Annotated in this window: 13 protein-coding genes; 5 read left to right on the top strand and 8 right to left on the bottom strand. The window is 65.1% G+C overall.

What is annotated here, in order from left to right; all coding sequences use genetic code 11:
- Window positions 1-13: 13 nt before the first annotated feature.
- From LQ955_RS09360 to LQ955_RS09335, 6 genes are all read right to left on the bottom strand, one after another.
- Entirely contained in the window at window positions 14-784 is a 771-nt protein-coding gene (locus LQ955_RS09360) for an SCO1664 family protein (RefSeq protein WP_231027886.1), read from the bottom strand.
- A gap of 5 nt (window positions 785-789) precedes the next feature.
- The gene (locus LQ955_RS09355) at window positions 790-1365 is read right to left on the bottom strand and encodes a DUF3090 domain-containing protein (protein WP_231027885.1); all 576 of its coding nucleotides are present in this window, start codon (window positions 1363-1365) and stop codon (window positions 790-792) included.
- Between the two features lie 8 nt (window positions 1366-1373).
- Window positions 1374-2111, bottom strand: a complete 738-nt coding sequence (locus LQ955_RS09350) for a histidine phosphatase family protein (RefSeq protein WP_231027884.1) — start codon at window positions 2109-2111, stop codon at window positions 1374-1376.
- 54 nt (window positions 2112-2165) lie between these two features.
- Entirely contained in the window at window positions 2166-2543 is a 378-nt protein-coding gene (locus LQ955_RS09345) for a sigma-70 family RNA polymerase sigma factor (RefSeq protein ID WP_231027883.1), read from the bottom strand.
- 186 nt (window positions 2544-2729) lie between these two features.
- Window positions 2730-3707, bottom strand: a complete 978-nt coding sequence (locus LQ955_RS09340) for a zinc-binding dehydrogenase (RefSeq protein ID WP_231028099.1) — start codon at window positions 3705-3707, stop codon at window positions 2730-2732.
- Window positions 3708-4735: 1028 nt separating this feature from the next.
- Window positions 4736-5467, bottom strand: a complete 732-nt coding sequence (locus LQ955_RS09335) for an aminoglycoside phosphotransferase family protein (protein WP_231027882.1) — start codon at window positions 5465-5467, stop codon at window positions 4736-4738.
- A 71-nt stretch (window positions 5468-5538) separates the two neighbouring features.
- Here LQ955_RS09335 and LQ955_RS09330 point away from each other — a divergent pair, with 71 nt between their 5' ends.
- The gene (locus LQ955_RS09330; RefSeq protein ID WP_231027881.1) at window positions 5539-6204 is read left to right on the top strand and encodes an SDR family oxidoreductase; all 666 of its coding nucleotides are present in this window, start codon (window positions 5539-5541) and stop codon (window positions 6202-6204) included.
- Here the strand turns inward: LQ955_RS09330 and LQ955_RS09325 are convergent.
- Window positions 6201-7067 (bottom strand): NAD(P)H-binding protein, encoded by an 867-nt coding sequence (locus tag LQ955_RS09325; protein WP_231027880.1) that lies wholly within the window; start codon window positions 7065-7067, stop codon window positions 6201-6203. The genes LQ955_RS09330 and LQ955_RS09325 overlap by 4 nt on opposite strands.
- 132 nt (window positions 7068-7199) lie before the next feature.
- On the bottom strand, window positions 7200-7844 hold the full coding sequence (locus LQ955_RS09320) for a type 1 periplasmic-binding domain-containing protein (RefSeq protein ID WP_231027879.1): 645 nt from the start codon (window positions 7842-7844) through the stop codon (window positions 7200-7202).
- A gap of 163 nt (window positions 7845-8007) precedes the next feature.
- On the opposite strand from LQ955_RS09320, the gene LQ955_RS09315 reads away from it, so the two are divergent.
- The 4 genes from LQ955_RS09315 (at window position 8008) to LQ955_RS09300 (ending at window position 13198) form a co-directional block, all read left to right on the top strand.
- Window positions 8008-9222: a HupE/UreJ family protein gene (locus tag LQ955_RS09315; RefSeq protein ID WP_231027878.1), complete on the top strand. Its 1215-nt coding sequence runs from the start codon at window positions 8008-8010 to the stop codon at window positions 9220-9222.
- A 129-nt stretch (window positions 9223-9351) separates the two neighbouring features.
- Window positions 9352-11346 (top strand): purple acid phosphatase family protein, encoded by a 1995-nt coding sequence (locus LQ955_RS09310; RefSeq protein WP_231027877.1) that lies wholly within the window; start codon window positions 9352-9354, stop codon window positions 11344-11346.
- A 130-nt stretch (window positions 11347-11476) separates the two neighbouring features.
- Entirely contained in the window at window positions 11477-12532 is a 1056-nt protein-coding gene (locus tag LQ955_RS09305; RefSeq protein WP_231027876.1) for a WxL protein peptidoglycan domain-containing protein, read from the top strand.
- Between the two features lie 213 nt (window positions 12533-12745).
- Window positions 12746-13198 (top strand): helix-turn-helix domain-containing protein, encoded by a 453-nt coding sequence (locus LQ955_RS09300; RefSeq protein ID WP_231027875.1) that lies wholly within the window; start codon window positions 12746-12748, stop codon window positions 13196-13198.
- Window positions 13199-13223: the final 25 nt, after the last annotated feature.

Genomic DNA, 13223 nt, shown 5'->3' with positions numbered 1-13223 from the left:
GGTGTGACGTGGTTCAGAACAACGGCCAGGGCACCGCGGGCATCTGCCCGCGTGGGGCAGGGAACCGCCGGCGCGAAAGAAGGCGTTCGCACCGGTCGGCAAGCGCAATGACCTCGATTTCAGTGAGCAGCTCGCCGAGCGCTGCGCCCAGTTCGCCGTCGAGCTCGGCGAGCACGCGGTCGACGCCGGCCAGCTCGTCGGCCTCGAGGTCTTCACCGCGCCAGCCCCAGAGCACGGTGCGCAGCTTGTGATCCTCGTGAAAGGTCAGCCCGTGGTCGATGGCGTACCGATGACCGCCTGCCATCGGCAGTATGTGCCCGCCCTTACGATCGGCATTGTTCACGATGACATCGAAGACGGCCATCCGCCGCAGCCCGGGGGAGTCCTCATGAATGAGGGCGACCGGATGATCGTGCTCATCGGTTCCGTCGAAGACGTGACGCCAGCCCCGTTCTGGCACCTTCTGCGCAGCGACGAGGTCGACGGCATCCTGCGCCGGGTCGACGTCTTGCCAGAGCTGAACCATGCCCACGCCGTACGGCCCGTCGCGCAGCCAGGTCTGCGGCACCAGGTTCCAGCCCAGCGATTCGGAGACGAGGTAGGCGGCTGCCTCGCGTTCGGCGAGGTTGCCGTCGGGAAAGTCCCACAGTGGCCGCTCGCCCGACACCGGCTTGTAGACGACCGTCGCTTCGCCGATGGTGCCCACGAAGACCGCGTTCGATGCCGAGGCGACCTGTCCGGTCAGCTCGAGGGGTGTGTCGTCGAACGGGTCGTCAGCCGGCACGGCGTCTAATTGTCGTCGAGATCTGCGGGCGGCGGGCAGATGTGGCCGCCGGCATCCATCGGCGTGCCGCACAGCGGGCAGATCGGGCGACCGGCGCCGACGATCTCGCGAGTGCGTTTTGCAAACGCGCGGGCGGTGCCGACAGGAATGCGCACCAGCAGCATCTCTTCGGCCTCGACCTCGATCAGGCCGGCTTCGAGAACGTCGTCGTCGATCTGCTCGAGGTCGACTTCGACCAGCGGGTAGGCCTCGATGACGATCTGCGCGGTCGACGGATCCCAGCCGAGGCTCATGGCGCCTGTGCGGAACTGCTCGTCGACGCGGTCGAGGGGCTCGTTGTCGACGAGTTCGATCGGTGTCGTGGTGGGAACGCTGAACGGGTTTCCGTCGCCGGTCATCAGCTCGTCGAGAATCTCGTCGATCTTCTCGGCGAGCAGAGCGGATTGCTCTTTCTCGAGCGCCACGCTCACCACGTCGGCCCTGGTGCGCACCTGCAGGTAGAAGGTGCGCTCACCCGGGCGCCCGACGGTTCCGACAACGACTCGGTCGGGCCAGACGAACTCATGGACGATTGTGGGCATGTTCTATTTTAGGAGCCTGTTTCGGGGTCGCTCGCCCCGAGGGCCTCGCTGTCGGCGGGCTGAACCGGGCCGGCGCCTCCGCCGACGGGAGCGTCGGCTGGGGCATCCGCTGTGCGCAGCCAGGAGAGGTCGCCTGCATCGGTGTTCGTGGCCACGACATCGGGGCGCTGGGCCCCGTACCGCACGATCGAAATGGATGCCGGGTTCACGCTGATGCGCTGAAAGAGGTCGAGGTGCATGCCGAGTGCGTCAGCCAGAATGGATTTGATGATGTCGCCGTGACTCACCGCAACCCACACTGCGCCCGGGCCGAATTCGGCTTCGAATGCGGCGTCGTGCCGCCGGATTGCGGCCACGGATCGGGCCTGCATCGCCGCCATCGACTCCCCACCCGGAAAAACGGCGGCCGAGGGCTGCGTCTGCACGACCGACCACAGCTTCTCTTTCGAGAGCTCAGCGAGCCGGCGGCCTTGCCATTGCCCGTAATCGCACTCGGTGATGCCGCTTTCGAGGGGGGTGAGCGGGCTGCCGCTTTGTCGGTCGAGAATAATGCGCGAGGTCTGACGACAGCGCTCGAGCGGGCTCGACACGACAGCCACGAGGGGAATGACCGCCAGTCGCTCGGCGGTGCGCGCGGCCTGCCTGCGCCCCGTCTCGTCGAGCTTGACGCCCGCGGTGCGGCCGGCGAGGGTTCCGCTGGCGTTCGCGGTGGTGCGGCCGTGCCGAACGAGAATCACTGTGGCCATGCATACGAGCCTAACCGGCACGCCCGAGGCTTCGCCTGGCTGGGGCCTCCCGCCTCACCGGATGCTCGGCCTCACCTGCCCGAATGCAATGTCGAGCATTTCGGCCATCGGCTTGTCTTGAACAGCGAGAGTGGGGGCGATCTTCCACAGGTGGAGGAACACCGACAGCAGCACCGCCTCTGGCTGAGCGGTTCGATTTCCCGTCAGCATGCCGAGAACGGCCGGGGCAATGAGGTCATATAAGTCGGAGAACGCTTGCTGGTCTCCTCGGGCGACGCGCCGGTACAAGTCGGTCGCGGATTCCTCGTGGGCCCAGCCGCCGGAAGCAGCAACTCTAACGTGACCGGCCTGACGAGATCGCCGCGCTGGAACAGTCGGTTCGGCGGGCGGGTCATCATCATCCGAAACGGCGAGCGCCTGATTGATAGACATCAATAACCATTCCTGTCGGCCCGAATTCTCGCCGCCGCGATGGCAACAAGAACACGATAACCGCAGAAGAAGTCAGCGCCCTAGCCCTTGACGCCGGCGATCATCTACACATCGAATGCGGTGCGCCTCAGACTGCGCCGCTCGTCAGGGCGATCCGGTGCACGGGCATCCGGCCCCCTTCGTACGTTAGGGGCGGAGCATGATCTTGCCGTCGCGGCCCGGAACGAAGTTGGCGTCGCTTGCCTCACGTGCGTCTTCGAACGAGTATGTCGCTTCGACGGGCAGGGTGAGGTCGCCGTCTTGGATGCGGCGCACGAGTTCTGCGAACAGCGCACGACGCGTGTCGGCTGGCATGGTGGCACCGACCGTGCTGCCCCAGAATCCTTTGACGGTGACGTTCTTGAAGATGATGTCCCCGGAGCTGATCTCCATCACCGGTGAGGCCATAGCGCCGAACACAATCAGCGAGCCATCCTCCGCGAGCAGCGAGAGAACATCGCCGCTCGCCGTGCCGCCCACCGAATCGATGCCCACCCGAAGAGGCGCATCGCCGGTCAGGGCCCGCACCTGTTCGACCCAGTTCGTGCTATCGGTCGATACGACGTTGACGATGCCTTGCGCGGCGAGTTCCTCAACCCCGGCAGCGCGGCGCACGAGCCCGAGAACGTTGATCTTGCGCGGTGCGGCAAGCTGAGCGACGAGCCTGCCGACGGCACCGTTCGCCGCGTTCTGAACGAGCCAATCGCCCTCTGCGAGGTCGAGGCTTTCGAGCAGGCTGATAGCGCTGAAAGGCATCGCAACCAGCTGGGCGGCCGCCTCGTCTGAGATGCTGTCGTCGACCGGTATCAGAGCGCCGGCTTTGGCGATGAAGTACTCGGCCCAGACTCCGAAGGTGGAGCCGGAAGCGACCCGTTGCCCCACGCTGAGGTGCGTCACACCCTCGCCAAGCGCATCGACGACGCCAACCGCTTCTGTACCCGCGCGGGCAGGGAGCTCCGGTTTGAAGCCGTAGGTGCCGCGAATCGTCCAGAGGTCGTGGTTGTGAATCGGCGACAGAATCGTGCGCACTCGAACCTCACCAGCGCTCGGTTCGGGTAGCGGTACCTCTTCGACCGCAAGCACATCGGAGGGCTCCCCGAACTGGGTGTGAGTGATGGCGCGCATGACGGTGTTCCTAACTTTCGATGACTGTCTCATCATATTTTGGGCGTGTCCCCGGATTTTCTCCCGGAAGACCCAGACCAGTGCGAGCGTGATGATGACAAGCGGCAGGAACTCCGGGGCGAGAATCATGGCGCCGAAGATGATGTCAAGCATTTCGAACCCGACGAGGGAGGCGGCGGCAACCCAGGTCCAGCCGCTGAGCAGCATGAGCCGGGTCTTCAGGTTGCGGCAGGCGCGCCGCGTTCGCACGAGCTGAAGTCGGGTTCTTCTATACAGGATTCGGGACGCCGATCCGTTCTGGGTGCGGAGTTCGCGGTTGGTTGTACGACGGCGTGAAAAAAACATGAGACTCCTGCGAGGGGTCGAGAACGAGTCAGATAGCGGCGCACGCCAACCGGATGCCCATCCAGGGAATTCGAACGGTTGGCCTTCGCCCGAGCTTGCTTCTCTCGAGAAGAAGCGGAGATTGGCTTACTGCGCCAGCGCGTGCGGCGCACGCAGCATGACCGACGGGGCACGCGGCCCAACCCCACCCACGGGCTCGCGGCGAGGGATCGGTATGTGCTGAGCTACACGGGCTGCCGGAGCTCTGGTCAGCGGGGCGACCTTCGCTGATGTAAATGACTCGACGCATCGTCGAACGACAACTGCAACGGCGAGGGCCAGAGTTCCGATTGCTGCCAGAAGAAGAATGGGGATGATCGTGTTGGGTACCGAGAAAACTTCCAGGTGAAGCCATGTGCTTGCGGGCACTAACCATTCGAGTAGCGCCCACTCGGCAGCGCGCATGGTGACAGCCCCTCCGTCGCTTTGAAAAAACGATACCCGCAGCCTCGCCACTCTGCGTGCTCAATCCCGCGGGTTGTGGTTCTCCACCCGGAGCGCGTCGCCGTCTACGCCGCGATCCTGCTCGCTTTGACCATTCTGCTCGCTCTCGGTTACCGTAACGAGACGGGCATTGGGGTGCTCCTCGCAGTCGCCCTGTGTTTAGCCTGTGTGACGTTGCCGGTTCTCGCCGAGCGGAACCTTCAGCGGGTCTCTCGAAGCGTTTCGAGGTAGTTGGCGTCGACGATGTATTGCTCGGCGTCATCGAGGAGTTGTGGCTTGCCGAGCTCGCCGGCCTTCAGCTTCGACATGTCCGCGAGATCGTACAGCCGGATGATCGCGACTCTGAGAACATCGTTCCAGGTGGCATCGGACTTGTAGGCGTCGAGGATGATCTGCACCCTGCGTCGAGCCTGCTCCATCCCAGGTGCGTTGAGCGGAGTCGTGGCGGTCAGGGGCACTGCGCGTGTTGCGAAGTACGCGACATCCCACAGCCTCGGCCCGGGCGAGCACATGTCAAAATCGATCGCACCGACAAGGTGACCGTTCGCGAAAGCGAGGTTGTGTGGCGCGAAATCGTTGTGGCAGATCACTTCACTGGGCACTTTCGCCCGAGACTGCCACACGCTGTCGTCTAGAGCGAACCCCAAACTCGCATCATGCAGTTGACGGAGGTGTCGCGCGCCTTCGATGAGCACGTCTTCGCTCCACACCCAGTCGGGAAGCGGATACAACGGCACCTCGCCCTCGACGAAGGTCAGTCGCTCGTGGTCGCCTTCGATCCCGAGCGGTTGAGGCGCCCAGGTGATTCCTGCAACCCGGAGGTAGCGCAGGTACTGGTGTACCGTCGGCGTCCACGGGCCCGCCGTGCGCACGACGGTGTTGCCCTCTCGGCGAACCGCGTTCATGTTGCTGCCCGGAAGGATCGACTCCATGCGCCAAGGCTAGGCCATCCCCTCGACGCCGGCGATGGGCTGGATCGCCAGCTTGCCGGTATCGTCAGGGCATGCCTCTCGCACTGATCACCGGCGCCGCACGACCCGCAGGTATCGCCGCCGGCATCACACCGAAGCTGATCGCTGACGGGTGGGAGGTCGCGACGAGCGATCTCGCCGACACGGACTTTCCCGCCGACTTATCCTCCCCAACAGGTCCCGACGAACTCATCGCCGCCGTCACCGCCGGTCACGGCCCGATCAGCGCGCTGATTCTCAGCCACGCACACGATGTCGAGTCCGGAATCCTCGACACCACAGCCGAGAGTTTCGACACCCACATCGCAGTGAACGCCCGCGCCAGCCTGCTCCTGATCGCCGCGTTCGCCCGGCAGATCCCCGAAACCGGCGGTGCGATCGTCGCACTCACGAGCGACCACACCACCGGCAATTTGCCCTACGGAGCCTCCAAGGGAGCGTTGGATCGTATCGTGATCTCCGCAGCCCGCGAACTCGGCCCGCTGGGCATCTCGGCCAACGCCCTGAACCCGGGCCCGATCGACACCGGCTGGATGAACGACCAGATCCGCGAAGACCTCACCCCGCAACATCCTCTCGGCCGGCTCGGCACACCGACCGACATCGGCAGCATCGTCGCGTTTCTGGTGTCACCTCGGGGCCGATGGATCTCTGGCCAGCTCCTGCACACCGACGGCGGATTCTCCACCCGCTTCTAACGATCCTTCACCTCGCGAAAGTCGTCGGCATGGCGTGAAGCCCAATCCGTATAGCTGAGCGCCGGCTTGCCGAGAATGGCCTGAACCGCCCCCGTCGCGGGTGAATTGCCGTCGTCGGCGTCGTCGAGGAACTGGAGCACCGCCTCGGCCTCCCATTCGGGCATGAACCGCCCGTAACTGGTCGCGGCTTGCTCGCGCGAGAGCTCGGTGACCGTGATCGGCCGGCCGATCGCAGCCGAGATCGCCGCCACCTGAGCTCGCTGACTCAGCCGTTCAGACCCGGTGAGCAGATCGCTGACGTCGGTGCGACCGTGCAGCGCAGCGACTGCGACAGCCGCAATGTCTCGTTCGTCGATCGGCGCAGTCAGAGCCTCGGGGCGGTAAAGCGCGATGGTGCCGTGGGAGCGTATCGGGTATGCCCAGCCGAGGCTGTTCGTCGCCAGCACAAGTGGGCGCACCGGGATGACCGTGAGGTCGTCGGCCGCGAAGAGCGACTGCTCGACCTGGCGGTGTTTTTCGGTGATGCGGTTGCCCCTCGAGGACGAATGGATGACCGACCCCGACGACAGCAGCACAAGACGTTCGACACCGGCACTCCGGGCCGCCTCGATGAGACCGTCGACGCCGTCGTGGTTAGCGAACACGAAGGCTTGCCCGATCCCCTCGAACGCCCTGTCGAGACTAGCGCGATCGGTGAGATCGGCGGCAACCACCTCGACGCCGGTTGGGAGCTGTCCCGGCTCCGGGCGCCGGGTCGACGCTCGTACGGGCATGTCGTCGAGAAGGAGCTGGTCGAGGATGAGCCGACCGATTCCGGCGCGGGCACCCATGACGAGAGTGGGTTTGAGGTCGGTGTTCTGCATGAGAGTGCTCCAATAGCGCGTATCAATCGCGCGCCACGGAGAAGCCATGCTGGCACGAGGCGTTCCGACGCATCACCCCGACGAACCTATTCTAGCGCTCAGAAGCCGAGACGCACCGGCGACTCCGACCCGTTACGGAATCCAGATCACGATGCCGGTCACGTCGTGCAGCACTGCTGCGGCACCCGCTCGCACGGCGGCGGCGGTTCGCGAGGGCGTGAACGAAGAGGGGTCGTAGTCCGACGACGCCCCGAGCCCTTCACCGCGGAACGACGCGCCGGTCCAGTCGACGGCCGTCACGTTATGGGTGGGTTCGGCGACTTCGGCGCCGACGATGAGAAAGAGCTGGTCGAGATGGCTCGCCGTGACGGTGGCCAGCGGATCGACCAGGTCGTTGCCCGCGCTGATCACGAGATCGGGTTTCATATCGATCGCTCGCACGATAGACGTGATCGGGTCGACATCGGCGTGCACGGTGCGCAATTCGACGTTCTCGGCTGCAGCCCAGTCGTTCACTGCAGTCAACAGTGCACGGGTCGGTTCGTCGTCGCCGGCGGTGAGCAGAACGACGCGAAAGCCCGGCGACGGATGCACGCCCGTCCATGATTCCGGGGCGGGATTGATCGTCGCCTCCGGGCTCGGCGTGGCCGAGGGCAGAAACCCGTCCCCGAGAGCACCGAGCGGGGCAGGAGCGGCATGTGGCTCTGCCCAGCTGTCGGTCGCCGAGCATCCGGCAAGAAGCACAAGGCCGAGCACGACCGCCCCGAGCGAGGCCATCAATCGGGCTGGAGCGAAAGCTTTTCGAGGACGCACTTTTCCACCTTGCCGCAGACGAGGGGGTCGGTCGGTTGCCAGCAATGACAGTTCCTCGATCGTTCGGGCACGGTACGTCTGCTGTTTACCGACTCACGACAACGTACGTAGTCGACCAAGGAGAAGAATGTCGTATCGGCTGAGGCGCGCAGTTCTGGCGATTTTGATCGCTTTCGTGACCGGTGGGCTGCTGGTCGGCAGCGCGAGTGCTGCCTCGGCGCACGGATTCTCGTCGGTCGCTTACGTCGACGTGACAGCACCCCAGTCAGGGCAGGTGCGAACCACCCTGCAGCTCGAATACGACCTTCTCGTCGTCTCGGCCGCCGATGCTGCGCACGACGACACGCTGTTTCAGCAGGGAACCGAGGCGTTCGAAAACGGCGACTCCGTCGCGCAGGCGGCAGCCCTGAATGCACACCTCGCCACGGTGACGGCGTACGCGGAACCCCGACTGACGGTCTCGTCGGGCGGCACAGCGTGCACGCCTGGAAGCGTAGGCGAGATCGTGATGACCGAGCAGCAGGGCGTGCCCTACGCGATGTTCGTCGTCGACCAGGCGTGCCCACAGACCAGCGACGGACACGTGGTGACGAGCACCCTCTTCGCCGATTCCGAAGGATTCGTCACAGGCACCAAGACGATTCTCACCTACGAGCTCGACGGACAGTCGGGAAGCGCCGCGCTCGACAGCAATCAGAGTTCGTTCTCGACCGAGCAGAGCACGGGCGAGCGGTTCTGGGAATTCTTCCACCTCGGGGCGGAGCATCTGCTGACGGGAATCGACCACATACTGTTTCTGCTGGCCCTCATCGCAGGTTCGCGCAGGTTCCGGGAGGTGGTTCTCGCCGCGACGACCTTCACGGTCGCTCACTCGGTCACGTTCATCCTCGCCGCCACGGGCGTCATCTCGGTGTCGGCTCGCATCATCGAACCGATCATCGCCCTGTCGATCTCGATCGTCGCCGCCTGGTATCTGTGGCGGCTCTGGCGACGAGGTGAGGCGGCGAACGAACTCGACGCGACGAGCGGGCCTCTCGGTCTCGATCGCGCGGGATGGCTGCGGCTCGGCGTCGTTTTCTTGTTCGGTTTGGTGCACGGACTCGGATTCGCCTCTGCCCTCGGCATTGACGAGCCCTGGTCGTGGACCCTGCTCTGGTCACTGCTCGTCTTCAACCTCGGAATCGAGTTCGTGCAGGTCGCCATCATCGTGGCGCTGTTTCCGTTGCTGACTCTGTTGCGTCGACGCCAGCCGCGTCTCGGACTGTGGGCTGCGGGCGCCTTGGCTGTCGCGGTTTCTGTGACGGGTCTCATCTGGTTCGTGCAGAGAGTGCTGGAGGTGTGAAGAAGCTCCCAAGGTTCGCTCCTGGGCAACTGCCCGAGAGTCTTGCGTTCAAGTGGTGTTCACTCACCGAGCGAATTCTGTGAACACCCACATGTTCCACTCAGGAACCCGAAGAGAAAGGGAAGACGCATGTCCTCCCCAACAGAATTCAACGGAGCGCGGCGCCGAAATCGCCACCGCGCGACCGTGATTCTCACAGCAGCGGCCCTTCTGGCCGGCTCGGCGGCGGTGAGCGGCTTCGCTGCCGCACCAGCCATCGCCGCCGACCAGGCCAACCTCACCGGCATCGTTCTCGGCGTCGGTGCGAACGAATCACAGCGCATCGTGTCGTGGTATTCCTCGGCCGACACCGCCCAGTCGATTCAGCTCGCACCGACCGCCTCTCTCGTCGCGGGCGCCTTCCGGACCGGAGCAACGACCTTCGCGGCCATCGGGTCTGCGAACATCGCGACCAGCGGCGGCTTCAACCGGCACGCAACCATCACCGGCCTCAGTGAGAACACGCCGTACTCCTACCGCGTCGGCTCCGAGGGCAACTGGTCGACGGCCTATACGTTCACCACTCAGACGTTCGACGGCAACTACGACTTTCTGTTCCTCGGCGACCCGCAAATCGGTTCATCGGGCAACGTGGCCAAAGACGGTGCCGGCTGGGCCGCCACGCTGAACACGGCTGTCGCGGCGAATCCCACGGCAGAGCTTCTGGTGTCGGGCGGAGACCAGGTCGAGACCGCCAACACGGAAGCGCAGTGGGATGCGTTCCTCGCACCCGACACGCTTCGCCAGATTCCGTTCGCGGCGACCATCGGTAACCACGACGTGGGTGGCAAGGCCTACGAGCAGCACCTCGCCACGCCGAACACCGACCGATCGGGCGCCTACTACTCCAACGGCGACCCCACCTCGAACACCTCGGGCGGCGACTACTGGTACATCTACAAAGACGTGCTCTTCATCGACCTGAACAGCAACAGCTACTCCACCGCGCAGGGCGGCGGCGGTGACGACGCTCACATCGGTTACGTGACGAACGTCGTCAACCAGCACCAGGCCGAGGCGAAATACACGGTTCTCGTCTATCACCACGCGATCTACTCACCCGCCGATCACGCGAAAGACGGCGACAACAAGACCCGTCGTGTCGACTACCCGACTGCCTTCTCGAACCTCGGCGTCGACCTCGTTCTTCAGGGTCACGACCACAGCTACTCGCGAAGCTACGAGATCAAGAACGGCGCAAAGGCGAATCCTGACGAGCAGCCCGGAGCGACCGACGTCTACCCGGGCCCGGGCGGCGTCATCTACGTGACGGCGAACAGCTCGTCGGGGTCGAAGTACTACGACCTCACTACACCTGACTCGAGTGGAACCAGCGGCGCCGGTAACGGTGCAGACCCGCTCAAGCCGAGCGACTACTGGTACAACTCCGTCGAGAACCAGGAGCACGTTCGCTCGTACGTCAAGGTGCAGGTCGCGGCAGATCAGCTGACCGTGCAGACCATCCGCAGCGGCACGTGCGACGCGCCGAACGCGGCCGTTGAGCTCGGTAAGGTCGCCTGGTGCGGCCCGAACAGCGGAGCAAGCGCGGCCCAGCCCGTCGGCTCGGTCGTCGACTCCGTCGCGATTCACCCGAACCACGGCAACGGCGAAGACATCCAGGTGACCGTTCCGACCGCAGCTCCCGGTGAGTTCGGCTGGACCATCGACGGCCGCAACGGACTCGTCGACCTCGGTACCGCGGTCGAGCACAACGGTGAGTACTTCCAGGCGACCGGCCAGATCAACCCGATTCTGGTCTCCGACACCCGGCACACTCAGTCGCCCTGGTCGATCTCCGCATCGGTCGGCGACTTCCGCGACGGCACGAACACCTTCTCGGGCAAGTACCTCGGCTGGAGCCCGAAGATCGTCACGCCCGGCGCTGGAGCAGTTGCGGGTGCCGCCGTGGCATCCGGTTACGACGCCGGCGACGGCCTCTCGGTCTCGCGTGGCCTCGGAACCGCAGACCAGGGTCACGCTCGCGGAACCGCGAAGCTCGGCGCCGACCTGGATCTGAAGATTCCGAGCGCCATCGACAAGGGCAGCTACCGCGCGACCCTGACGCTCACTGCGCTGAGCAGCTGACGCTGAGCAGCTAACAGGCTCAGCAGAGCACATTGCTCGACTCCGATCGGGCGTGAGTGCGGCACTTCGGTGCCTCGCTCACGCCCGGTCGGCATTTCGTTTTCACTCGTCACCCCACCCGAGGAATGCCATGAATCACCTCTTGAAGTCCCCGCGAACCCTCGCCCGCACCGCGGCCCTCGCCCTCATCGCCGCGCTCGCTCTCGCGGTGCTGCCGGCCATCGGCGCACAAGCGTCTGACGATGACGTCACGTGGACGGTGCGTACGGCATCCAACCAGTTCGGAGCAGAGCGAACCGCATACAACTACGCCGTGAACCCGGGCCAGACCGTCGACGATGCCCTTGTCGTGTCGAACCACGGCGCGACTCCCGTCGACCTCGGTGTCTATGCCGCCGACGGCTACACGACCGAGAGCGGGCAGTTCGACCTCCTCGTCGCGGGAGCGAAGTCTGTGGGCGTCGGCGCCTGGGTCGCTGGCGGCACCGACCACGTCACCGTCGCGGCAGGCCAGAGCGTCGAGTATCCCTTCACTCTCACCGTTCCCGCGAATGCCACCCCGGGGGACTACTCCGGCGGAATCGTCACCACCCTCACTCAGCCCGACGACGCGAACGGCATCAACGTCGACCGCCGTCTCGGCGTGAAGATCACCCTGCGCGTCGGCGGCGACCTCAAGCCGAGCCTCGCGATCGAGAATATGCACGTCGACTGGAACGGCGGCCTCAACCCCTTCGCCGGCGGCGACGCGACTGTCAGTTACACGCTGCACAACACGGGCAACGCGGTCGTCTCCGCCCAGCAGGCCGCCACCGTCTCAGGCCCCTTCGGCTGGTTCGCGCTCGACGCGGGCACACTGGATGCTCCACCCCAGCTGCTGCCCGGTGAGACGTGGAACGTTTCGGTGCCGGTGCGCGACGTGCCCGCCGAGTTCTGGCTTACAGCCTCTGCCTCGGTGGTGCCCGTCGTGATCGACAGCTCCGGCTCGACGACCAACCTCGATGCCGTGACATCCGCCGCGACCGGGCCGGCGATTCCGTGGATGCTGCTGGTGATCATCCTCGTCATCGTTGCGCTCATCATCCTCGCTGTGCGCCTTCGTCGCCGAGCGGCCTCTCATCGACAGGCGCGCGAAGACGCCAGAGTGAAAGAGGCCGTCGATCTCGCGCTCGAAGGCTCCCGCTGAAAGAACCCCTCAGACGGACGGTAGCGCTCACGACGTTACGGCGCCGTCGAACGCCCGAATGAGTCCGTCTGGTGCCAACCCGGAGTGCGGCCGATTCGTTGGCAGTGCGGCGGGCTGCTCATCGGGGCAGAGAATCTCCGACGTCGCATGAGTGATTCTGCTGTGAGCAGATTCGTGATGACGGATGATCGTGGTTGATGATTCACTGGGAATGTGACCGAGACAGCCGAGCCCCTGACGCCCCAGAGCCAGCCGACCGCGCAGAGCGGCCCGACCGCGCAGAGCCGCCCCACCGCGCAGAGCCGACCGCTCGACGAACTCTGGAGGCGAGCGCTCGGGCGACAGCTGCGCGAACTCCGCCTGGCGCGTGGTGAGCGTCTCGACGACACAGCGGCCAGGGCCGGCATCTCTCCCCAGTATCTGTCCGAAGTCGAGCGCGGCCGAAAAGACGCCTCCAGCGAGATGATCGGCGCCATCGTCGGTGCGCTGGAGAGCCGTCTCGCCGACATCCTGCTGCGCGTCGCCGACGACCTCTCGACGGGCCGCGCTTCCGCTCAGGTCATCGACATCAGGTCGACCACCTCTCGTGGAGGCTCGCGAAGCGTGCACGGCGGCTCATCGTTCGACGTTTCGGTGTCGATTGCCGCCATGGCGATCGCCGCCTGAAATCCGACGACACCCGCAGACACGC

Source organism: Subtercola endophyticus (assembly GCF_021044565.1).
Classification (GTDB): Bacteria; Actinomycetota; Actinomycetes; order Actinomycetales; family Microbacteriaceae; genus Subtercola; species Subtercola endophyticus.
Note: the sequence above shows the minus strand (reverse complement) of the source record. Positions and strands in the feature narration are given on the sequence as shown.

Bases quoted from the DNA above. Each gene is read 5' to 3' on its own strand.
- LQ955_RS09355 (WP_231027885.1), bottom strand. From the start codon at position 1,365: ATGCCCACAATCGTCCATGAGTTCGTCTGGCCCGACCGAGTCGTTGTC.
- LQ955_RS09350 (WP_231027884.1), bottom strand. From the start codon at position 2,111: ATGGCCACAGTGATTCTCGTTCGGCACGGCCGCACCACCGCGAACGCC.
- LQ955_RS09345 (WP_231027883.1), bottom strand. From the start codon at position 2,543: ATGTCTATCAATCAGGCGCTCGCCGTTTCGGATGATGATGACCCGCCC.
- LQ955_RS09340 (WP_231028099.1), bottom strand. From the start codon at position 3,707: ATGCGCGCCATCACTCACACCCAGTTCGGGGAGCCCTCCGATGTGCTT.
- LQ955_RS09335 (WP_231027882.1), bottom strand. From the start codon at position 5,467: ATGGAGTCGATCCTTCCGGGCAGCAACATGAACGCGGTTCGCCGAGAG.
- LQ955_RS09330 (WP_231027881.1), top strand. From the start codon at position 5,539: ATGCCTCTCGCACTGATCACCGGCGCCGCACGACCCGCAGGTATCGCC.
- LQ955_RS09325 (WP_231027880.1), bottom strand. From the start codon at position 7,067: ATGCAGAACACCGACCTCAAACCCACTCTCGTCATGGGTGCCCGCGCC.
- LQ955_RS09320 (WP_231027879.1), bottom strand. From the start codon at position 7,844: ATGGCCTCGCTCGGGGCGGTCGTGCTCGGCCTTGTGCTTCTTGCCGGA.
- LQ955_RS09315 (WP_231027878.1), top strand. From the start codon at position 8,008: ATGTCGTATCGGCTGAGGCGCGCAGTTCTGGCGATTTTGATCGCTTTC.
- LQ955_RS09310 (WP_231027877.1), top strand. From the start codon at position 9,352: ATGTCCTCCCCAACAGAATTCAACGGAGCGCGGCGCCGAAATCGCCAC.
- LQ955_RS09305 (WP_231027876.1), top strand. From the start codon at position 11,477: ATGAATCACCTCTTGAAGTCCCCGCGAACCCTCGCCCGCACCGCGGCC.